Annotated in this window: 16 protein-coding genes and 1 riboswitch; of the genes, 13 read left to right on the forward strand and 3 right to left on the reverse strand. The window is 73.3% G+C overall.

Going from position 1 to position 20,756, the window contains the following annotated elements; translation table 11 throughout:
- Positions 1–27: 27 nt before the first annotated feature.
- Positions 28–1,161, reverse strand: coding sequence for an alpha/beta hydrolase (locus ACZ5VD_RS23135; RefSeq protein ID WP_468683127.1), 1,134 nt, complete (start codon positions 1,159–1,161; stop codon positions 28–30).
- 85 nt (positions 1,162–1,246) lie between these two features.
- On the reverse strand, positions 1,247–1,978 hold the full coding sequence (locus tag ACZ5VD_RS23140) for a class II aldolase/adducin family protein (RefSeq protein ID WP_468683128.1): 732 nt from the start codon (positions 1,976–1,978) through the stop codon (positions 1,247–1,249).
- Between the two features lie 196 nt (positions 1,979–2,174).
- Here ACZ5VD_RS23140 and ACZ5VD_RS23145 point away from each other — a divergent pair, with 196 nt between their 5' ends.
- From ACZ5VD_RS23145 to cobI, 10 genes are all read left to right on the forward strand, one after another.
- Complete coding sequence (locus ACZ5VD_RS23145) at positions 2,175–2,924, forward strand: lysozyme (protein ID WP_468553996.1); 750 nt, start codon at positions 2,175–2,177, stop codon at positions 2,922–2,924.
- Between the two features lie 153 nt (positions 2,925–3,077).
- On the forward strand, positions 3,078–4,334 hold the full coding sequence (locus ACZ5VD_RS23150) for an inorganic phosphate transporter (RefSeq protein WP_468553997.1): 1,257 nt from the start codon (positions 3,078–3,080) through the stop codon (positions 4,332–4,334).
- A 42-nt stretch (positions 4,335–4,376) separates the two neighbouring features.
- Entirely contained in the window at positions 4,377–4,598 is a 222-nt protein-coding gene (locus tag ACZ5VD_RS23155; protein WP_468553998.1) for a hypothetical protein, read from the forward strand.
- A 136-nt stretch (positions 4,599–4,734) separates the two neighbouring features.
- A riboswitch (cobalamin riboswitch) is annotated at positions 4,735–4,874 on the forward strand.
- Between the two features lie 101 nt (positions 4,875–4,975).
- Complete coding sequence (locus ACZ5VD_RS23160; protein ID WP_468683129.1) at positions 4,976–5,917, forward strand: cobalamin biosynthesis protein; 942 nt, start codon at positions 4,976–4,978, stop codon at positions 5,915–5,917.
- Entirely contained in the window at positions 5,914–7,425 is a 1,512-nt protein-coding gene (locus tag ACZ5VD_RS23165; protein WP_468683131.1) for a cobyric acid synthase, read from the forward strand. Before ACZ5VD_RS23160 ends, ACZ5VD_RS23165 begins: the two co-directional genes overlap by 4 nt.
- Positions 7,422–11,075 carry a cobaltochelatase subunit CobN gene (cobN, locus tag ACZ5VD_RS23170; protein ID WP_468554001.1) on the forward strand — a complete coding sequence of 1,218 codons (3,654 nt, stop codon included), beginning with the start codon at positions 7,422–7,424 and terminating at the stop codon, positions 11,073–11,075. The genes ACZ5VD_RS23165 and cobN overlap by 4 nt, the downstream gene beginning before the upstream one ends.
- A gap of 169 nt (positions 11,076–11,244) precedes the next feature.
- Positions 11,245–13,257: a putative cobaltochelatase gene (locus ACZ5VD_RS23175; protein ID WP_468554002.1), complete on the forward strand. Its 2,013-nt coding sequence runs from the start codon at positions 11,245–11,247 to the stop codon at positions 13,255–13,257.
- On the forward strand, positions 13,257–13,856 hold the full coding sequence (gene cobO, locus ACZ5VD_RS23180; protein WP_468554003.1) for a cob(I)yrinic acid a,c-diamide adenosyltransferase: 600 nt from the start codon (positions 13,257–13,259) through the stop codon (positions 13,854–13,856). The genes ACZ5VD_RS23175 and cobO overlap by 1 nt, the downstream gene beginning before the upstream one ends.
- The gene (locus tag ACZ5VD_RS23185) at positions 13,853–15,355 is read left to right on the forward strand and encodes a cobyrinate a,c-diamide synthase (RefSeq protein WP_468683344.1); all 1,503 of its coding nucleotides are present in this window, start codon (positions 13,853–13,855) and stop codon (positions 15,353–15,355) included. The genes cobO and ACZ5VD_RS23185 overlap by 4 nt, the downstream gene beginning before the upstream one ends.
- Complete coding sequence (gene cobI, locus ACZ5VD_RS23190) at positions 15,352–16,101, forward strand: precorrin-2 C(20)-methyltransferase (RefSeq protein ID WP_468683132.1); 750 nt, start codon at positions 15,352–15,354, stop codon at positions 16,099–16,101. The genes ACZ5VD_RS23185 and cobI overlap by 4 nt, the downstream gene beginning before the upstream one ends.
- Positions 16,102–16,118: 17 nt before the next feature.
- On the opposite strand, the gene ACZ5VD_RS23195 is transcribed toward cobI, so the two are convergent.
- Positions 16,119–16,847, reverse strand: coding sequence for a ZIP family metal transporter (locus ACZ5VD_RS23195; protein WP_468554006.1), 729 nt, complete (start codon positions 16,845–16,847; stop codon positions 16,119–16,121).
- A 135-nt stretch (positions 16,848–16,982) separates the two neighbouring features.
- Between ACZ5VD_RS23195 and cobM the strand changes: the two genes are divergently transcribed.
- Genes cobM through cobJ form a run of 3 tightly spaced genes read left to right on the forward strand, consistent with a single transcriptional unit; the run spans position 16,983 to position 20,742 of the window.
- Entirely contained in the window at positions 16,983–17,801 is an 819-nt protein-coding gene (gene cobM / locus ACZ5VD_RS23200) for a precorrin-4 C(11)-methyltransferase (RefSeq protein WP_468554007.1), read from the forward strand.
- A complete protein-coding gene (gene cbiE / locus ACZ5VD_RS23205) occupies positions 17,798–19,042 on the forward strand; it encodes a precorrin-6y C5,15-methyltransferase (decarboxylating) subunit CbiE (RefSeq protein WP_468683133.1) in 1,245 nt (414 codons plus the stop codon). The genes cobM and cbiE overlap by 4 nt, the downstream gene beginning before the upstream one ends.
- Positions 19,039–20,742 carry a precorrin-3B C(17)-methyltransferase gene (cobJ, locus tag ACZ5VD_RS23210; protein ID WP_468683135.1) on the forward strand — a complete coding sequence of 568 codons (1,704 nt, stop codon included), beginning with the start codon at positions 19,039–19,041 and terminating at the stop codon, positions 20,740–20,742. Before cbiE ends, cobJ begins: the two co-directional genes overlap by 4 nt.
- The last annotated feature ends 14 nt before the right edge of the window (positions 20,743–20,756 follow it).

Genomic DNA, 20,756 nt, shown 5'->3' on the forward strand with positions numbered 1-20,756 from the left:
CGGGTGGGGGCGGCGGCGGACCAGAGGTCACATGAGCGGGGTCAGGAAGCGGCGCAGGGTCTCTTCGTAGGCCGTCGGGTCGGCGTTCCACAGGGCGGCGTGGGGTGCGTGGCGGACCGTGTGGAGGGCGACCCGGTCGGGGCGGGACGCGGCGAGGCGGCGGGAGGGGCCCCAGGGGGCCACGCTGTCGTCCGGGCCGTGGAAGATCAGTGTGGGGGGTACGTCGAGCAGTTCGGGGGCGGTGCCGTTGCCGAGGCGGTCGCCGCCGTACAGGCCTGTGCGGCCCTGTGCGGCGCGGACCGCGAGCGGCAGCAGGGCGCCGGGGGTGCGGCGGGCCGAGGCGAGGGCGCGCAGGGTGGCCTCCCAGTCGAGGACCGGGGAGTCCAGGACGAGCCCCGAGATCCGCTCGCGCAGTCCCGACCGGGTGGCGGCGCGCAGTGCCATCGTGGCGCCGGTGGACCAGCCGTGCAGGACGATCTGCCGGGCCCCGTGGTCGAGGGCGTAGCGGATCGCGGCGTCCAGGTCGCGCCACTCGCTCTCGCCGAGGTGGTTCAGTCCGTCCGGCGGGCGGGGCGCTCCGAGGTCGCCGCGGTAGGCGAGGGCGAGGACCGGGACGCGGTGGCCGTGCAGGAACGCCATGAGGTTCATGGCGTGCTCGCGGGTGGCGCCGAGGCCGTGCACCGCGATCACCCAGGTTCCGCGGACGCCGGGCACGAACCAGGCGGGCAGGGAGCCGAGTTCGCCGGGGATGTCGACGTCGGCGTGGTCCAGGCCGAGGGCGGTCCGGGGGTCGCCGACGTACAGGTTCGGGGTGAGCCGGACCTTGTCGCCGGGTTTCAGGGTGCCGTGCGTGACCCGTTCCAGTCGGCGTACGACGGAGTCGACGGAGTGGGTCTCGGTGGCGAGGACGGGGCCGACGACCGCGTGCGAGCCGTCGCCGCCGAGGCCGTAGGTGCCGGGGCGCAGGGCGGCCGGGTCGCGGGTGAGGGCGACCCGGCCGGCCGCCGTCGCGTGCACGGTGAGCCGGGGTTCGGTGGGCAGGGGGCGGCCCGGGGGAGCCTTGAGCGCGGCGTCACTGGCGAGCCGGCCGGCGGCGATACCCGCGGCGCCGGCGGCCAGGGCGGCGGTGACGGCGGCGGCCGTTGCGGTGACAGTGCGCACCCGACCAGTGTCCGGGCGGACTCCGCCGACGGCCAGTGGGAGGGCGGGTCGGGGTGACACCGGCCGCGGGGAGCGCAGGTGGGCCTCAGCCTCGCTGGCCGTACCCCCGCAGTCGCTCCCCCGCCTCCGCCACCTGCGCCCGGGACAGCAGGTTCGGCGTCAGACCCGGTACCGAGGACGCCGTCAGCCACAGGCGGCACATCCACTCCAGCTGGGCCGTGCGGTCGTAGGCCTGGTCGAGGGTGGCGCCATGGGTGACGGTGCCGTGGTTCTGGAGGAGGCAGGCGGAGCGGTCGGCCAGGGCGTGGAGCATGTTCTCGGCCAACTCGTCGGTGCCGTAGGTGGCGTACGGGGCGACCCGGACGGGTCCGCCGAGCGCGCCGGCCATGTAGTGGACGGCCGGGAGTTCGGGGACGAGCGTCGAGACGGCCGTGGCGTGCACGGCGTGGGTGTGGACGACGGCGCGGGCGTCGGTGGTGCGGTACACGGCGAGGTGCATGGGCAGTTCGCTGGTCGGTACCAGGGTGCCGAGGACCTGTCGGCCGTCGAGGCCGACGCCGGTGATGTCGCCGGGTGCGAGCCGGTCGTAGGGGACACCCGACGGTGTGACCAGGACGGTGTCCTCGACGCGCACGGAGACGTTGCCGGAGGTGCCGACGACGAGCCCCTCGGACACGGTCCGGCGGGCCGTCGCGACCAACGCCTCCCAGGCCTGCGCCTCCTCGGGGCGCACCCGCCTCCCTCCCGGCTCCCGCGCATCCTGTGCGCCCTCTCGCACGCCCTGCACGCTCTCCGGATCCCGCTGCTCCTCGACCATGTCGCGATCCTGCCAGGCGCGGCGTCGACCCGCCGTGGAACGAGGGCACTTCAGGCCGGAACAGGCGCCTCCGGAAGGTCGCGTACCGGCACGGAAAAGGCTTCTCCTGTCGTTCGGCCAGGGATCGCCGGAGTGTGGATGATCTTCCAGTAGTCTCCGAGGGTTTTGTCGTGTAAGTAGCCATTCCGGGGGACATATGGCCCGTGACCATCGTCCGTACCGCCGCCGCGCCCGCGCCCTCGCGGCGTCCGTGGCGGCCCTCACCGTGGGGGGAATCGCCCTCGCCGAGGCACCGACCTCGGCCGCCGGCCTGCCGAAGGGCCACGACGTCTCCTCCCACCAGAAGAACGTCGACTGGCAGAAGGCCAGGGCGAAGGGCGCCCGGTTCGTCTACGTCAAGGCGACCGAGTCCACCACCTACCGCAACCCGTACTTCGACCGGCAGTACGACGGGGCGCGCGACGAGGGCATCCTCCGCGGGGCGTACCACTTCGCGCTGCCCCACCAGTCGTCGGGCAGGGCGCAGGCGGCGTACTTCGTGCGCAACGGCGGCGACTGGACCGCGGACGGCTGGACGCTGCCGCCCGCGCTCGACATCGAATACAACCCGTACGACAAGAAGCGCAAGTGCTACGGGCTGACCAGGCCGAAGATGGTCAGCTGGATCAAGTCGTTCAGCGGCGAGGTGAAGCGGCTCACCGGCCGCCGCCCGGTGATCTACACGACCACCCACTGGTGGAACACCTGCACCGGCGGCAGCACCGCCTTCGCCTCGAACCACGCCCTGTGGGTGGCGCGCTACGACTCGGCGGACGCGGGCGCACTGCCGGCCGGCTGGTCGTCCTGGACGATCTGGCAGTACGACAACAGCGGCGGTCTGCCGGGTGACCAGAATCTCTTCAACGGGTCCGCGAGCGGCCTGCGGAAGTTCGCCAGAGGCAGTTGACCATGCCGCACAGGGGCCGTGCGGAGCAGGTCGGAGAGAGCGGTGCGAGAACCATCGACTCCGGACACCGTGCGGCCCTGCTCAGTTCACCTTCCGTTCATCCAGGTTGCCTACGTTCATCCGGCCAATGACCTCGAACGATTGCCTGGGTAAATGGAAAACTTCTCGCTGATCCTCGCGATTGTGGTCGTGACCGCACTCGCGTTTGATTTCACGAACGGTTTCCACGACACCGCCAACGCGATGGCCACCACCATCTCGACCGGCGCGCTCAAGCCCAAGGTCGCGGTGGCCATGTCCGCCGTGCTGAACCTTGTAGGCGCCTTCCTCTCCGTGGAGGTCGCCAACACGATCTCCAAGGGTCTCGTCGACGAGACCGGCATCCGTCCCGAGGTCATCTTCGCCGCCCTGGTCGGCGCGATCCTCTGGAACCTGCTGACCTGGCTGGTCGGACTCCCCTCCAGCTCCTCGCACGCCCTCATGGGCGGCCTCATCGGCGCCACCATCGCCTCGGCCGGCGCCGGCGCGGTACACGGTGACGTCCTGGTCACCAAGGTGCTGATCCCCGCGATCGCGGCACCGCTGGTCGCGGGCCTCGCGGCGATGCTCGCCACCCGACTGTCGTACTCCCTCGGCAAGAAGGCCGACGGCAAGGCCGCCGCGAAGGGCTACCGGACCGGCCAGATCGCCTCCGCCGGCCTGGTCTCGCTGGCCCACGGCACCAACGACGCCCAGAAGACGATGGGCATCATCACCCTCGCCCTGGTCGCGGGCGGGGCCGTCGCGCCCGACTCCGACCCGCCCACCTGGGTCATCCTCTCCGCGGGCCTGGCCATCGCGCTGGGCACCTATCTCGGCGGCTGGCGCATCATCCGCACCATGGGCAAGGGCCTGACCGACCTTCAGCCGCAGCAGGGCTTCGCCGCCCAGACCAGCGCGGCCACGGTCATCCTGGCCTCCTCCCACCTCGGTTTCTCCCTCTCCACCACGCACTCCGTCTCCGGTTCGGTGATGGGCGCGGGCCTCGGCCGCAAGGGCGGTGTGGTCCGCTGGTCCACGGCGACCCGCATGTTCGTGGCGTGGGGCCTGACCCTGCCCGCCGCGGCCCTGGTGGGCGCGCTCGCCGAGTACGTGACCAGGATCGGGGACTTCGGCACCGCCCTGGTCGCGGTCTTCCTGATCGCCTCCAGCGCGGCCATCTGGAAGGTCTCCCGCCGCGAGGTGATCGACGCGAGCAACGTCAACGAGACCGACGGGAGCGGGGAGCCGGCCGGTGTGGTGACCACGGCGATCGCCGCCGTGACGCCGCCGCCCACGGGCACGGTGACCGAGGACCTCACGGCCACGATCCCGGCCCCGGCCGCCACCGCCACCGACCCCGCGGCCCCGCCGGCCGCGACCACCGTCTGAGCCCGGCCCCCAGGCACCTCCCCTCGTGAAGGAAGAAGCAGCATGAAGATCGACTGGGCGGCCCTCGGCTCCGTCTTCGGCGTCAGCCTCGTGATCACCGTGGCCCTCGTGGCCCTGTTCACCCTCGGCATCATGGGCCTGTCGCGCCGCGAACGGGCCACGGCCCAGGGCGACTCCGCCACCCTCGCGGTCACCGGCGCGTACGTGTGCTTCGCGGCGTGCGCGGCCGCGGTGGCGTACGGGATCTCACTGATCGTCGTCTGACCCGCGCGACCCGGACACCACGTGGGGTGCTGGACGGTTCTCCGTCCCGCACCCCACGTCTTTCCGTGACGGCTGCGACCACCCGCGTGTGGGTCTCAGCACACTCTCCCTTCGCAGGTCAACGGCAAGTTGACGGCCCTTCCAACACCGTGGTGGACTGCCGGGGCCATCTACGGCGGCAGGAGAGGAAGCCGGTGCGATTCCGGCGCGGTCCCGCCACTGTCACCGGGGCAGAAAGCCCCGGGAGCCAGGAACTCTCGCCGCCGATCTCGTCGAACCAGGGCGTGGACACCCTGAGTGAGGACATATCGCCATGCGCGGCTGCCGTTTGACGTTCACCACCGGTGCCCTGTCCGTGACCGCGGTCGGCTGAGCCGATGCGTGCCGATCGCGTCTTCGCGTACGGCGCCGCCGCCGGCCTTCTCGGCGACCTCCTGCTCGGCGATCCGCGCCGCGGGCATCCGGTCGCCCTGTTCGGGCGGGCCGCGGGCGCCGTGGAACGGGTGTTGTGGCGGGACCACCGCGGGTGGGGCGCGCTGCACGCCGTGGTGTGCGCCGGTGGCGCCGTCACGCTCGGCGCGATGGCCGCCCGTGCCGTACGCCGCTCCCCCGCCGCCTCCGTCGCGCTGACCGGCGCGGCCACCTGGGCCGTGGTCGGAGGGACGTCGCTCGCCCGGGAGGCCCGGACCGTCGGGCGGGCCCTGGAGGCCGGGGACGTCGACGCCGCACGGGCCCGGCTGCCGCATCTGTGCGGACGGGACCCGCAGGCCCTCGACGCCGACGGAATCGCCCGGGCGGTCGTCGAGTCCGTCGCCGAGAACACCTCCGACGCGGTGGTCGGGGCGCTGGTGTGGGGTGCTGTCGGGGGCGTACCGGGGCTGCTCGGCTTCCGGGCCGTGAACACCCTCGACGCCATGGTCGGGCACAGGTCGCCCCGGTACCGCCGCTACGGGTGGGCCTCCGCCCGCGCCGACGATGTCGCGGGGTGGCCGGGGGCGCGTCTGACCGCCGTGCTCGCCGCGGTGGCGGGGCCGGATCCGCGAGGTGCCGTGCGGGCCTGGCGGGCCGACGCGGCGAAGCATCCGAGCCCCAACGCCGGTCCCGTGGAGGCCTCGTTCGCGGGGGCGCTGGGCGTACGGCTCGGCGGGACCCTGTCCTACGCGGGACGGGTCGAGCACCGGCCGGTCCTCAACGAGGAGGGGCGCACCGTCGCGACCTGCGACATCGAACGGGCCGTACGGCTGTCGCGGCGCGTCGGCTGGCTCACGCTCGGCGTGGGCGTCGCCGCACGGCTGCTGACGCGGGGGCGTGCCTCATGACCGGTGGTGGACTGCTCGTCGCCGGGACCACCTCGGACGCCGGCAAGAGCGTCGTCACCGCCGGGATCTGCCGTTGGCTGGTGCGGCAGGGGGCGAAGGTGGCGCCGTTCAAGGCGCAGAACATGTCCCTCAACTCGTTCGTGACGCGGGAGGGTGCCGAGATCGGGCGGGCGCAGGCCATGCAGGCGCAGGCCTGCCGTATCGAGCCGACCGCGCTGATGAATCCCGTGCTGCTGAAGCCGGGCGGTGAACAGAGCAGCCAGGTCGTGCTGTTGGGAAAGGCGGTCGGGGAGCTCAGCGCCCGCGGCTATCACGGCGGGCGGCAGCAGAGGCTTCTCGGGACCGTTCTCGACTGTCTCGCCGAGTTGCGGGGCACGTATGACGCGGTGATCTGTGAGGGGGCGGGAAGTCCCGCCGAGATCAATCTCCGGCGGACCGACATCGTCAACATGGGCATCGCCCGGAACGCCGGGCTGCCGGTGCTCGTCGTCGGCGACATCGACCGCGGTGGCGTCTTCGCCTCCTTCTTCGGGACCGTCGCCCTGCTCTCCCCCGAGGACCAGGCGCTGGTCGCCGGGTTCCTCGTCAACAAGTTCCGGGGCGATGTGTCCCTGCTGGAGCCGGGGCTGGAGATGCTGCACGGCCTCACCGGACGGCAGACGTACGGCGTCCTGCCCTTTCGGCACGGGCTCGGCATCGACGAGGAGGACGGGCTGCGGGTCTCCCTGCGGGGCACGGTCCGGGAGTCGACCGTGGCGCCTCCGGTCGGCGAGGACGTCCTGCGGGTCGCCGTCTGCGCGGTTCCGCTGATGTCCAACTTCACGGACGTGGACGCGCTGGCCGCCGAGCCGGGTGTCGTCGTGCGGTTCGTGGACCGGGCGGAGGAACTGGCCGACGCTGATCTCGTCGTCGTCCCGGGGACCCGGGGAACCGTCCGTGCCCTGGAGTGGCTGCGGGAGCGGGGGCTCGCCGACGCCCTGGTCCGCAGGGCCGCCGAACAGCGGCCCGTCCTCGGCATCTGCGGCGGCTTCCAGGTCCTCGGCGAGCACATCGAGGACGACGTGGAGAGCCGTCGAGGCCATGTGGACGGGCTCGGGGTCCTCCCCGTGCGGGTGCGGTTCGCCCGCGAGAAGACCCTCACCCGGCCCGTCGGTGAGGCCCTCGGCGAACCCGTCGAGGGGTACGAGATCCATCACGGCATCGCCGAGGTCGACGGCGGGGACCCCTTCCTGGACGGCTGCCGGGTCGGGCAGACCTGGGGCACGCACTGGCACGGCTCCCTCGAATCCGACGGCTTCCGGCGGGCCTTCCTGCGCGAGGTGGCCGCCGCCGCGGGCCGCCGGTTCGTGCCGGCCCCCGACACCTCGTTCGCCGCGCTGCGCGAGGAGCAGCTCGACCGGCTCGGCGACCTGATCGAACAGCACGCGGACACGGACGCGCTGTGGCGGCTCATCGAGTCCGGCGCGCCGCAAGGACTGCCTTTCATTCCACCGGGAGCGCCCGCATGAGCACAGTGTTGTTGTTGTCCACCGCCGACACGGATCTGCTGGCCGCCCGGGCCGCTTCCGGCGCCTCCTACCGGATCGGCAATCCGACCCGGGTGGATGTCGCGGAGGAACTGCCCGGGCTGATCGAGGGCTCGGACCTCGCCGTCGTCCGTCTGCTGGGCGGCAAGCGGGCCTGGGAGGACGGGCTCGCCGCGCTGAAGGCGTCCGGCATCCCGACCGTCCTGCTGGGCGGCGAGACCGTGCCCGACGCCGAGTTGATGGCCGAGTCGTCCGTGCCCGCGGGTGTCGTCGCCGAGGCGCTGCGCTATCTCGTCGAGGGCGGCCCGGAGAACCTGACCGAGCTGGCCCGCTTCCTCTCCGACACCGTGCTGCTGACGGGCGAGGGCTTCGTCGAGCCGCTGAAGATGCCCGAGTACGGCGTCCACGGGGAGCGGGTGCTTGAGGACGGCCGTCCGACCGTCGGTGTGCTCTTCTACCGCGCCCACGAACTCAGCGGCAACACCGCCTTCGTGGACACGCTGTGCGAGGCGATCGAGGCGCGCGGCGCCAACGCCCTTCCCGTGTACTGCGGTTCACTGCGCGGCGCGGACGCGGGGCTGTACGAGATCCTGGGCCGGGCAGACGCTCTGGTCGCCACCGTCCTCGCGGCCGGCGGCACGCACGCCTCGCAGGCGTCGGCCGGCGGCGACGAGGAGGCCTGGGACATCGGGGCGCTGGCCGATCTCGACATCCCCGTGCTGCAGGGGCTCTGCCTCACCTCCTCGTACAGCGCCTGGTCCGCGTCGGACGCCGCCCTGTCCCCCATGGACGCGGCGATGCAGGTCGCGATCCCCGAGTTCGACGGCCGGCTGATCACGGTCCCCTTCTCCTTCAAGGAGCAGGGCCCGGACGACGTTCCGGTGTACGTCGCCGACCCCGAGCGGGCCGCCCGGGTCGCCGGGATCGCCGTACGGCACGCGCGGCTCGGGTACAAGCCGAACGCCGACAAGAAGCTGGCGCTCGTCTTCACCGCCTACCCGACCAAGCACTCGCGGGTCGGCAACGCGGTCGGCCTGGACACGCCCGCCTCGGCGATCCGCGTCCTGGACGCGCTGCGGGACGCCGGGTACGTCGTCGAGGGACACCCCGACAACGGGGACGAGTTGATCCACCGGCTGATCAACGCCGGTGGCCACGACGTCGAATGGCTCACCGAGGAGCAGCTCGCCGCCGCGCCCGCGCGGGTGCCGCTGGCCGACTACCGGGCGTGGTTCGACAAGCTCGACCCGCAACTGCGGGACGGCATGCTGGAGGCCTGGGGCGAGCCGCCGGGCAACCTGTACGTGGACGGGGACGAGATCGTGCTCGCCTCCCTCCGGTTCGGGAACGTCGTCGTGATGATCCAGCCGCCGCGCGGCTTCGGCGAGAACCCGATCGCGATCTACCACGACCCGGACATGCCGCCGTCGCACCACTACATGGCGGCCTACCGCTGGCTGGACAACAGCTTCGGCGCCGACGCGATCGTCCACATGGGCAAGCACGGCACCATGGAGTGGCTGCCGGGCAAGGGACTCGGCCTGAGCGGCGGGTGCGCGCCGGACGCCGTCCTCGGTGAACTCCCCCTCGTCTACCCCTTCATCGTCAACGACCCCGGCGAGGGCACCCAGGCCAAGCGGCGCGGGCACGCCACGGTCGTCGACCACCTGGTGCCGCCGATGGCCCGCGCCGACACCTACGGCGACCTGGCCAAGCTGGAGCAGCTGCTCGACGAGTACGCGCTCGTCTCCGACCTGGACCCGACGAAGGCCCCGGCCGTGCGGGCGCAGATCTGGACGCTGGTGAAGGCGGCCGAGCTCCACCACGACCTGCACATCGACGACCAGCCCGACGACGACGCCTTCGACGAGTTCGTCATGCACATCGACGGCTATCTGTGCGAGATCAAGGACGTGCAGATCCGCGACGGGCTGCACATCCTCGGCGGCGGTCCGGAGGCCGAGCCGCGCGTCAACCTCGTGCTGGCCGTGCTGCGGGCCTCGCAGGTGTGGGGCGGGCAGGCGAACGCGCTGCCGGGGCTCAGGGCCTGTCTCGCGGCTCATTTCGGGCTGGTGGAGAAGGAGTTGCTGGCCGAGCCCGGCGCGCCGGTGAAGCTGCCGGTGGAGCTGACGGACCTCGTCGCGGGGCCGGCCCGTTCGGCCGCCGACGCGATCGACCTGCTGGAGCAGCTGTGCCGGCGGTTCGCCGAGGGCATGGAGGAGCGGGGCTGGGCGGTCGCCGAGGCAGCGCCCCTGGTCCGTGAGGTCATCGGCGCCGAACTTCCCGACGCCGTCGCCGTGTTGGAGTTCGCCTGCGTCGAGGTCGTGCCGCGGCTGGCGAGGACCACCGACGAGATCGACCACATCCTCAAGGCCCTGGACGGCGGTTACGTCCCGGCGGGCCCCTCCGGCTCGCCGACCCGCGGGCTCGTCAACGTGCTCCCGACCGGGCGCAACTTCTACTCCGTCGACCCCAAGGCCATTCCCTCCCGGCTGAGTTGGGAGGTCGGGCAGTCCCTCGCGGACTCGCTGGTCCAGCGCTACCTCCAGGACACCGGCGACTACCCGAAGTCCGTCGGCCTGACGGTGTGGGGCACCTCCGCGATGCGCACCCAGGGCGACGACATCGCCGAGATCCTGGCGCTGCTCGGCTGCCGCCCGGTGTGGGACGACGCCTCGCGCCGGGTGACCGGCTTCGAGGTCGTGCCGCTGGACGAACTCGGCCGGCCGCGCATCGATGTCACGGTCCGCATCTCCGGCTTCTTCCGGGACGCGTTCCCGCACGTCGTCGGGTTGATCGACGACGCGGTGCGGGCGGTCGCCGAGCTGGACGAGCCGGCCGACCGCAACTTCGTCAAGGCCCACGCCGACGAGGACACCGCCGAGCACGGTGACCGGCGGCGCGCCACCGCCCGGATCTTCGGCTCGAAGCCGGGGGCGTACGGGGCGGGCCTGCTGCCGCTGATCGACGCCCGCAACTGGCGCTCGGACGCCGACCTCGCCGAGGTGTACGCGGTCTGGGGCGGCTACGCCTACGGGCGCGGGCTCGGCGGGCGGGCGGCGCGCGGGGACATGGAGACGGCGTTCAGGCGCATCGCGGTGGCCGCGAAGAACGTCGACACCCGCGAACACGACCTCGTCGACGCCGACGACTACTTCCAGTACCACGGCGGCATGGTCGCCATGGTCCGGCACCTGACCGGCGCCTCCCCCGAGGCGTACGTCGGCGACTCCGCCACCCCGGACCAGGTGAAGACGCGGACGCTGGGCGAGGAGACGCACCGGGTGTTCCGCGCCCGGGTCGTCAACCCCCGCTGGATGGCGGCGATGCGACGGCACGGCTACAAGGGCGCCTTCGAGATGGCGGCGACCGTCGACTACCTCTTCGGGTACGACGCGACGGCCGGGGTCGTGGACGACTGGATGTACGAGAAGCTCAGCGCGGAGTACGTCTTCGACCAGGAGAACCAGGACTTCATGAGGAAGTCCAACCCCTGGGCGCTGCGGGGCATCACGGAACGGCTCCTGGAGGCCGCCGAGCGCGGACTGTGGGCGGAGCCGGACCAGGAGACCCTGGACCGACTCCGGGCGACCTACCTTGAGCTTGAGGGCGATCTGGAGGGGGACGCGTGAACTCCCTGAAGATCCCCGCGGCGGCGGGGAGCACACCAGCACGCCGCCTACCGCCGGCGATACGGCCGGACCACCCCCGCACCGGCAGGGAGCAGGCTTCGACCATGACGGATCCGCGGCTCGACTGCGGGTCGTCCTGCCATAAGCCCTTCGAAGGAGTGATCACCGCGTGAGCACGCCCTATCCCTTTACTGCCCTCGTCGGGCAGGACGACCTCCGCTTGGCCCTGCTCCTGAACGCAGTGAGTCCGGCGGTCGGCGGCGTCCTCGTCCGGGGCGAGAAGGGAACCGCGAAGAGCACTGCCGTGCGCGCGCTCTCGGCGCTGCTGCCGGGGGTGGACGTCGTCTCCGGGTGCCGGTTCTCCTGTGACCCCGACTCACCCGATCCGGCCTGTCCCGACGGGCCGCACGAGCCGGGGGCGTTCGCGACCCGGCCGGCCCGCATGGTCGAACTCCCCGTCGGCGCCTCCGAGGACCGGCTGGTCGGCGCGCTCGACATCGAGCGGGCGCTCGCCGAGGGCGTGAAGGCCTTCGAGCCGGGCCTGCTCGCCGACGCGCACCGCGGAATCCTCTACGTCGACGAGGTCAACCTCCTCCACGACCACCTGGTCGACCTGCTGCTCGACGCGGCGGCGATGGGTGCCTCCTACGTCGAACGCGAGGGCGTCTCGGTACGCCATGCCTCGAAGTTCCTGCTCGTGGGGACCATGAACCCCGAAGAGGGCGAGCTGCGCCCCCAACTGCTCGACCGGTTCGGGCTGACCGTCGAGGTCGCCGCCTCTCGGGAGCCCGACCAGCGGGTGGAGGTCGTGCGGCGGCGGCTCGCCTACGACGACGATCCCGGCGGGTTCGCGGAGAAGTGGGCCGGCGAGGAGACCTCGCTACGTCAACGGATCGTCGCCGCGCGGGAGTTGCTGCCGTCCGTGCTGCTGGGCGACGGGGCGCTGCGGCAGATCGCGGCGACCTGTGCCGCCTTCGAGGTGGACGGGATGCGGGCCGACATCGTGATGGCGCGGACGGCGACCGCGCTGGCCGCGTGGGCCGGGCGGACCGAGGTGATCGCGGAGGACGTACGGCAGGCCGCGCTGCTCGCGCTGCCGCACCGCAGGCGGCGCAATCCCTTTGACGCGCCGGGACTTGACGAGGACAAGCTCGACGAGACCCTGGAGGAGTTCGGGGGCGGGTCCGACGAGGATCCCGACCCGGATCCGGACGGGCCCGATGGCGGGGGTGGCGGGCAGCCGCCGTCCGAGGGACCGGACGACGAGGGCGGCGACACCGGTGCGCGGCCCGAGGCCGGGGAGGAGGGCGGGGAACCGCGGTCCTCCGGTGGCGGCTCGGGCGAGCAGCAGCCGGCGCGGGCCGCCGAGCCCTTCCGTACCAAGGTGCTGAGTGTGCCGGGGCTCGGTGAGGGGGCCGCGGGCCGGCGTTCGCGGGCGCGGACCGAGCACGGGCGGACGACGGGTGCGCGGCGGCCCCGAGGGGCGCTGACCAAGCTGCATCTGGCGGCGACCGTGCAGGCGGCGGCGCCGCATCAGCGGGCGCGGGGCCGGTCGGGACGCGGTCTCGTCGTACGCCGTGACGATCTGCGGCAGGCGACCCGCGAGGGGCGTGAGGGGAACCTCGTGCTGTTCGTCGTCGACGCCTCCGGGTCGATGGCGGCTCGGCAGCGGATGAGCGCGGTGAAGGGTGCCGTGCTGTCGCTGCTCCTGGACGCCTACCAGCGGCGGGACAAGGTGGGGCTGGTGACGTTCCGCGGGTCGGCCGCCGAGGTGGCGTTGCCGCCGACGTCCTCCGTGGACGCGGCGGCGGTGCGGCTGGAGTCGCTGCCGACCGGTGGGCGTACGCCGCTCGCGGCGGGGCTGCTGCGGGCGCACGAGGTGCTGCGGGTGGAGCGGCTGCGGGATCCGGCGCGGCGGGCGCTGGTCGTGGTGGTGACGGACGGGCGCGCCACGGGCGGGCCCGAGCCGGTGGCGCTCGCCGGGCGGGCGGCCCGGCTGTTCGCGGCCGACGGTGTCGCCTCCGTGGTCGTGGACTGCGAGTCGGGGCCCGTGCGGCTGGGCCTCGCCGGACAGCTCGCGGGTGAGCTGGGCGGTACGCCGGTGACGCTCGACGAGCTGCGGGCGGACTCGATCGCCGGGCTGGTCAGGGATGTTCAGGGGACTTCGAGGAGGGCCGCGTAATGCCGCAGGGGCAGCCGAGTGTCGTACCGGACGACGGGCTGACGACCCGTCAGCGGCGTAACCGGCCTCTCGTCGTGGTGCACACGGGGATCGGGAAGGGCAAGTCGACCGCCGCCTTCGGGCTCGCTCTGCGTGCCTGGAACCAGGGGTGGCCCATCGGGGTGTTCCAGTTCGTCAAGTCGGCGAAGTGGAAGGTCGGCGAGGAGAACGCGCTGCGGGTGCTGGGCGCCAGCGGTGAGGGCGGGTCCGTCGACTGGCACAAGATGGGCGAGGGCTGGTCCTGGGTCCAGCGGGACTCCCAGATGGACAACGAGGAGAAGGCCCGGGAGGGCTGGGAGCAGGTCAAGCGGGATCTGGCCGCCGAGACGTACCGGCTGTACGTGCTGGACGAGTTCGCCTATCCCCTGCACTGGGGGTGGGTGGACGTGGACGAGGTCGTCTCCGTGCTGCGGGACCGGCCCGGGAACCAGCATGTGATCATCACCGGGCGGAACGCGCCCGACAAGCTCGTCGACCTCGCCGATCTCGTCACCGACATGTCCAAGGTCAAGCATCCGATGGACGCCGGGCAGAAGGGGCAGAGGGGCATCGAGTGGTGACCTCGTCCGTCCCCCGGCTGGTCGTCGCCGCGCCCTCCTCGGGCAGCGGCAAGACCACCGTCGCCACGGGGCTGATGGCCGCGCTCGCCACGCGGGGGCTCGCCGTGTCCCCGCACAAGGTCGGGCCGGACTACATCGACCCCGGGTATCACGCGCTCGCGACCGGGCGGACGGGGCGCAACCTCGACGCGTACCTGTGCGGGCCGGAGCTGGTCGGACCGTTGTTCCTGCACGGTGCACGTGGGTGTGACATCGCCGTCGTCGAGGGTGTGATGGGGCTGTACGACGGGGCCGCCGGGGAGGGTGAACTGGCGTCCACCGCCCAGGTGGCGAAGCTGCTCGGGGCACCGGTGGTGCTGGTCGTCGACGCGTCGTCGCAGTCCCGGTCGGTGGCGGCGCTGGTGCACGGGTTCGCCTCGTGGGATCCGCAGGTGCGGGTCGCGGGGGTGATCCTCAACAAGGTCGCCTCCGATCGGCACGAGGCGTTGTTGCGGGAGGCGCTGGACTCGGCGGGGGTGTCGGTGCTGGGGGTGTTGCGGCGGGTGGAGCAGGTGGCCACGCCGTCGCGGCATCTGGGGCTGGTGCCGGTTGCCGAGCGGGGGGTCGAGGCCGTGTCGGCCGTGGCCGCGATGGCTTCGCAGGTTGCCGACGGGTGTGATCTGGAGGCGTTGGTCGCGCTGGCGCGGAGTGCGGGTGCGTTGCCCTGTGCGGCTTGGGATGCGGGGGAGGCTCTGGCTTCTTCGCCCCCGCCGCCCCTTCCCTCCCCCGCTCTCGGCCTCGGTCGAGCGGGGGGACCCCCGTCGTCGCTGGGGGCTGCGCCCCCAGACCCCGCTTCGGCCCTGAAGGGGCCTCGTCCTCAAGCGCCGGACGGGCTGGATGGCGCAGGTCCGGGCTCGAAGGTACGGGTCGCCGTCGCCGGTGGGGCCGCCTTCACCTTCTCCTATGCCGAGAACACGGAGTTGCTCGGCGCCGCCGGGGCCGAGGTCGTCGTCTTCGATCCGCTGCGGGACGAGGAACTGCCCGACGGGGTGGCCGGGTTGGTCATCGGGGGTGGGTTTCCCGAGGTGTATGCCTCTGAGCTGTCCGCCAACGAACCGCTGCGCAAGGCCGTTTCCGCTCTCGCGGAGAGCGGGGCGCCCGTCGCCGCCGAGTGTGCCGGCCTGTTGTACCTCTGCCGCGCGTTGGACGGGCAGCCGATGTGCGGGGTGCTCGACGCCTCCGCGCGGATGGGTGAGCGGCTGACGCTGGGCTATCGCGATGCCGTGGCCGTCAGTGACAGTGTGCTGGCCGTCGCCGGGACCCGGATGCGGGGGCACGAGTTCCACCGCACGGTGGTGGAGCCGGGCGCCGGCGAGGTCGCCGCCTGGGGTGTGCGCACACCGGCGCGGCGGCTGGAGGGTTTTGTACAGCGAGGTGTGCACGCGAGTTATCTGCACACGCACTGGGCGTCGGAGCCCGGTGTCGCCCGTAGGTTCGTGGAGAGGTGCCGGACGTCATGAGCAGCAGGCTGATCGGAGTCGGGGTCGGGCCCGGTGACCCGGAGCTGGTGACCGTCAAGGGTGTCAACGCGCTGCGGGCCGCCGAGGTCGTCGTCGTCCCCGTCATGGCCGCGTCCGACGGAAACGACGGCGGTGAGCCGGGGCGGGCCGAAGCCACCGTGTTGCACTACGTGCCCGCGGAGAAGGTCGTACGGGTCGTGTTCGCGCTGAACGAGCGCAGTGACCGGGCGCGGCGGGAGGCCGCCTGGGACGCGGCCGGGGAGCGGGTCGCCGGGCTGCTGGCGGCCCATGGGTCGGTGGCCTTCGCGACCATCGGGGATCCGAACGTGTACTCGACGTTCACCTATCTCGCGCAGACCATCGGCGAGCTGGTGCCGGGGGTCGTCGTCGAGACGGTGCCCGGGATCACCGCCATGCAGGATCTGGCCGCGCGGTCGGGGGCGGTGCTGACGGAGGGGACCGAGCCGCTGACGCTGGTTCCCGTCACCGCCGGGGCCTCCGTGCTCAAGGACGCGCTGAGCGGGCCGGGGACCGTGGTCGCCTACAAGTTCGGGCGGCAGGCGCGCGAGGTGGCCGAGGCGCTGCGGGAGACCGGGCGGCTCGACGACGCGGTGTGGGGTTCGGCGCTCGGGCTGGCGGAGGAGTCCATCCGGCCCGCCGGTGACCTCGACGGCGCCGCCCTGCCGTATCTGTCGACCCTCATCGCGCCGGCGCGGCGCGAGAGCGGGCGGGGCGGCAAGCTGTGAGACCCCCGGCAGCGGGCTCACTCGGCGAGGCCCACCACCAGCCAGATGAACGCGGCGCCCGCGATCGTGCACAGCACGGTCGAGCGGGCGGGGTGTTCGTGGTGGGCCTCGGGCAGGATCTCGGCCGCCGCGAGATACAGGAGCGCGCCGCCGAAGAGGCCGAGATAGCCGCCGAGCAGGGGCTTCGGGATGGTGAACAGGAGCGTCGAGGCCGCGCCCAGCACGGGGGCGGCGGCGTCCGCGAACAGCATGGCGAGGGCTCTGCGGCGGGCGTTCCCGTACAGGCTCGTGATCGTGTACGTGTTGAACCCGTCCGCGAAGTCGTGGGCGATGACGGCCACCGCGACCGCCGCGCCCATGCCGCCGCCGATCTGGAAGGCCGCGCCGATCGCGACGCCGTCCATGGCGCTGTGGCCGACCATCGCGGCGGCGGCCGTCAGGCCCACCTCCGGGACTCGGCCGCCCGGTTCCCCGGCGCCGTGCGCGGCCTGCCGTACGGCCAGCAGACGTTCCACCAGATGGGCCAGCAGAAAGCCGGCCACGAAGAGCAGCAGGGCGGCCGGTACGCCGAAGACCTCGGTGCCGGCCGCGTCCAGCGCCTCCGGCAGCAGGTCGAGGCCGACCACGCCCAGCATCAGGCCGCCGGCCAGGCCCAGCACGAGATGACGGCGGTCGGTGACCCGCAGGGCCGTCCAGCCGCCGGCCAGCGTCATCAGGAACGCGCCGAGCGCGACGAACACCGCCATGTGCTCTTGGTATCCGATCGGACCCCGTTCGCGCACATCCGGCGCCCGCGGGACGCCCACGACCTCGAAGACGCGTAGCACGCGGACGCGCAAGACCTGAAGACGTGCAAGACCCCGAAGAGAGGACCTGTTCCCATGGCCGAAGCCCCCACCGGCAAGGTGACCTTCGTCGGTGCCGGCCCCGGCGCCGCCGACCTGCTGACGTTCCGTGCCGCGCGTGCCATCGCCGAGGCCGACGTCGTGATCTGGGCGGCCAGCCTGGTCCAGGCGGAGGTCCTCGACCACGCGCGCGAGGGCGCGGAGATCCTCGACTCGGCGACGATGTCCCTGGAGGACGTGGTGGCCGTGTACGAGCGGGCCCTGGCTGAGGGGCTGCGGGTGGCCCGTATCCACTCCGGCGACCCCGCCCTGTGGGGCGGCACGCAGGAGCAGCTCGACCGGTGCGACCGGATCGGCATCGCGACCGAGGTGGTCCCGGGGGTCTCGGCGTTCTCCGCCGTCGCCGCGCTCGCCCGGCGCGAGCTGACCGTCCCGGAGGTCGCGCAGTCCGTGGTGCTGACCCGGCTCGGTGGCGGCAAGACGCCGATGCCGCCCGGTGAGGAGGTGCGGGAGTTCGCCAAGCACGGCACCACCATGGCGATCTTCCTGTCGGCCGCCCGCAGCGGGCAGCTGGTGCGGGAGCTGCTGGAGGGCGGCTACCCGACGAGTACGCCGGTCGTGGTGGCGTACCAGGCGACCTGGCCGGAGGAGCTGATCGTGCGGTGCACGATCGAGACGCTGGAGGAGACGGTGAAGGAGCACAAGCTCTGGAAGCACACGCTCTTCCTCGTCGGCCCGGCTCTCGCCGCCGAGGGCACCCGCTCGCACCTCTACCACCCCGGTCACTTCCACGGGTACCGCAAGGCCGACCCGGAGGCCCGCCGGGCGTTGCGTCAGCGGGGTGCGAGTACGTGATCACCGTGGTCGGTACGGGAACGCAGGCCGGGGCGCCGCCGGTTCCGGTCGAGGTGCTCGCCGGGGCGCGGCTCGTCGTGGGCGGGCAGCGGCATCTGGCCGCCGCGCCGGTTCCCCAGGACGCCGAGCAGGTGGTCCTCGGGGCGCTGGCGCCCGCGCTGGACGTGATCGAACGGCATCTGGAGAAGGGGAACCGGGTGGCCGTGCTGGCCTCCGGGGATCCGGGGTTCTTCGGGATCGTGCGGGTGCTGGCCGAGCGGTTCGGGTCGCGGCTGCTCGATGTCCGGCCGGGGGCCTCCTCCGTCTCCGCCGCCTTCGCGCGGGCCGGGCTGCCGTGGGACGACGCGGTCGTGGTCAGCGCGCACGGACGGGACCTGCGGACGGCCGTCAACGTGTGCCGGGCCCGGCCGAAGGTCGCCGTGCTGACCGGGCCGGGGGCGGGCCCCGCGGAGCTCGGGGCCGCGCTCAGGTCCGAGGCGCGGGAACTGGTCGTGGCGACCGCGCTGGGCTCCCCGCGGGAGCGCCTGGAGCGGGTCACTCCGGCCGAGGCCGCCGCCCGGGACTGGGGGACGGCGGTGAGCGTGGTGCTGTGCCTGGACGGGTCGCGGGCGCTCGGCGCCGTGCGTACGGTCGCCGGGCCGCCCGCCGGACCGGCCCGATGGGCCCTGGTGGAGGACGAGTTCAGCCACCGGGACTCGATGATCACCAAGTTCGAGGTCCGCGCGCTCGCCCTGGCCCGGCTCGGGCCGCGGCTGGGCGACCTGGTGTGGGACATCGGCGCGGGCTCCGGTTCCGTGGCCGTGGAGTGCGCCCGGTTCGGCGCGGCCGTCACGGCGGTCGAGAAGACCCTGGACGGCGTCGAGCGGATCCGCGCGAACGCGACCGCGCACGGCGTCGACCTCCGGGTCGTGCACGGGGCGGCGCCGACCGTGCTGTCCGACCTGGACGACCCGGACGCCGTGTTCGTCGGCGGCGGGGGGCACGAACTGCCCGCCGTCGTCACGGCGTGCGCGCGCCGGGCCCGGCGGACGGTCGTCGTCGCGATGGCGGCGCTCGACCGGGTGCCGGCCGTGCGGGCGGCCCTCACCGGTGCCGGACTGGACTGCGACGGGGTGCTGCTGCAGTCGTCGCGGCTCGCGCCGCTGCCGGGCGACGTGACCCGGCTCGCGGCGACCAATCCCGTGTTCCTGCTGTGGGGCGTACGGCCTCCGGCATCCGCTGACGAAGGAGTTGCTCAGTGATCGGCCTCATTTCCGCCACCGCGGCGGGGGCGGCTGCCCGGGACCGGCTGGCCGCGGCGTGGCCGGAGCGGACGCGCGTGTACGAGGGCCCCGTCGGGGACGCCGTACGGGCCGCGTTCGCGGAGTGCGGGCAGCTCGTGTGCTTCCTGGCGACGGGGGCGGTCGTCCGGCTGGTCGCGCCGCTGCTCGGCGACAAGACGTCCGACCCGGGTGTGGTGTGCGTCGACGAGGGCGGCCGGTTCGCCGTGTCGCTGGTCGGCGGACACGGCGGCGGTGCCAACGAACTCGCCCGCGAGGTCGGGGAGTTGCTGGGTGCGGCGCCCGTGGTGACGACGGCGACGGACGCGGTGGGACTGCCGGGGCTGGACACGCTCGGGCTCCCCGTGGAGGGTGACGTGGCGGCCGTCTCACGGGCTCTGCTGGACGGCGAACCGGTGGCCCTGCACGCCGAGTCGGCCTGGCCGCTGCCCGCGCTGCCGGTCTCCGACGAAGGGGCGTACACCATCCGGCTGACCGACCGTGCCGTCGAGGCCGCCCGGGGCGAGGTCCTGCTGCGGCCTCCGTCCCTCGTCGTCGGCGTCGGCGCCTCCAAGGGGGCCCCGGTCGACGAGGTGCTGGGGCTGGTCGAGGCCGCGCTGCGGGACGCGGGCCTGTCCGCCCGCAGCGTCGCCGAACTCGCCACCGTGGACGCCAAGTCCGGGGAGCCCGGGATCGTCGGGGCGGCCGAGCGGCTCGGCGTTCCCCTGGTCACCCACTCCGCCGGGGAGTTGGCGGGTGTCGAGGTGCCGAACCCCTCCGACGCCCCGCTCGACGCCGTCGGCACCCCGTCCGTGGCCGAGGCCGCCGCGCTCGTCCGCGGGGGCGAACTCCTCGTCCCCAAGCGGAAGTCGGAGCGCGCCGACGGACGTCCCGCGATGGCGACCTGCGCTGTCGTACGGCGTCCCGCGCGCGGCCGGCTCGCGGTCGTCGGGCTCGGTCCGGGCGCCCGGGACCTGCTCACGCCCCGCGCGAAGGACGAGCTGCGGCGCGCTTCCGTGCTCGTCGGGCTCGACCAGTACGTCGACCAGATCCGCGACCTGCTGCGGCCGGGCACCCGGGTCCTGGAGTCGGGGCTCGGCGCCGAGGAGGAGCGGGCCCGGACGGCGGTGGCGGAGGCACGGAAGGGGCAGGCGGTCGCGCTGATCGGCAGCGGGGACGCGGGCGTCTACGCCATGGCCTCCCCCGCGCTCGCCGAGGCGTCCGACGACATCGACGTGATCGGCGTACCGGGGGTCACCGCGGCGCTCGCCGCCGCCGCGCTCCTCGGCGCCCCGCTCGGCCACGACCATGTGTCGATCAGCCTGTCCGACCTGCACACACCGTGGGAGGTCATCGAGCGGCGGGTGCGGGCGGCGGCCGAGGCGGACCTCGTCGTGACCTTCTACAACCCGCGCAGCCGGGGCCGGGACTGGCAACTACCGAAGGCCCTCGCCCTGCTCGCCGGACACCGGGACGCGGCGACGCCGGTCGGTGTCGTGCGGAACGCGTCACGACCGGACGAGTCCGCACGGCTCACGACACTCGCCGCCCTCGACCCGGCGACGGTCGACATGATGACGGTGGTGACCGTGGGCAACACGGCGACCCGGGACATCGCGGGGCGCATGGTGACCCCGCGGGGATACCGCTGGCAGGAGACGCGGCAGGAGGAACCGAAGTGAACCGTGCCGAAGTG

The sequence above is a fragment of the Streptomyces sp. NPDC032822 genome (assembly GCF_055578825.1).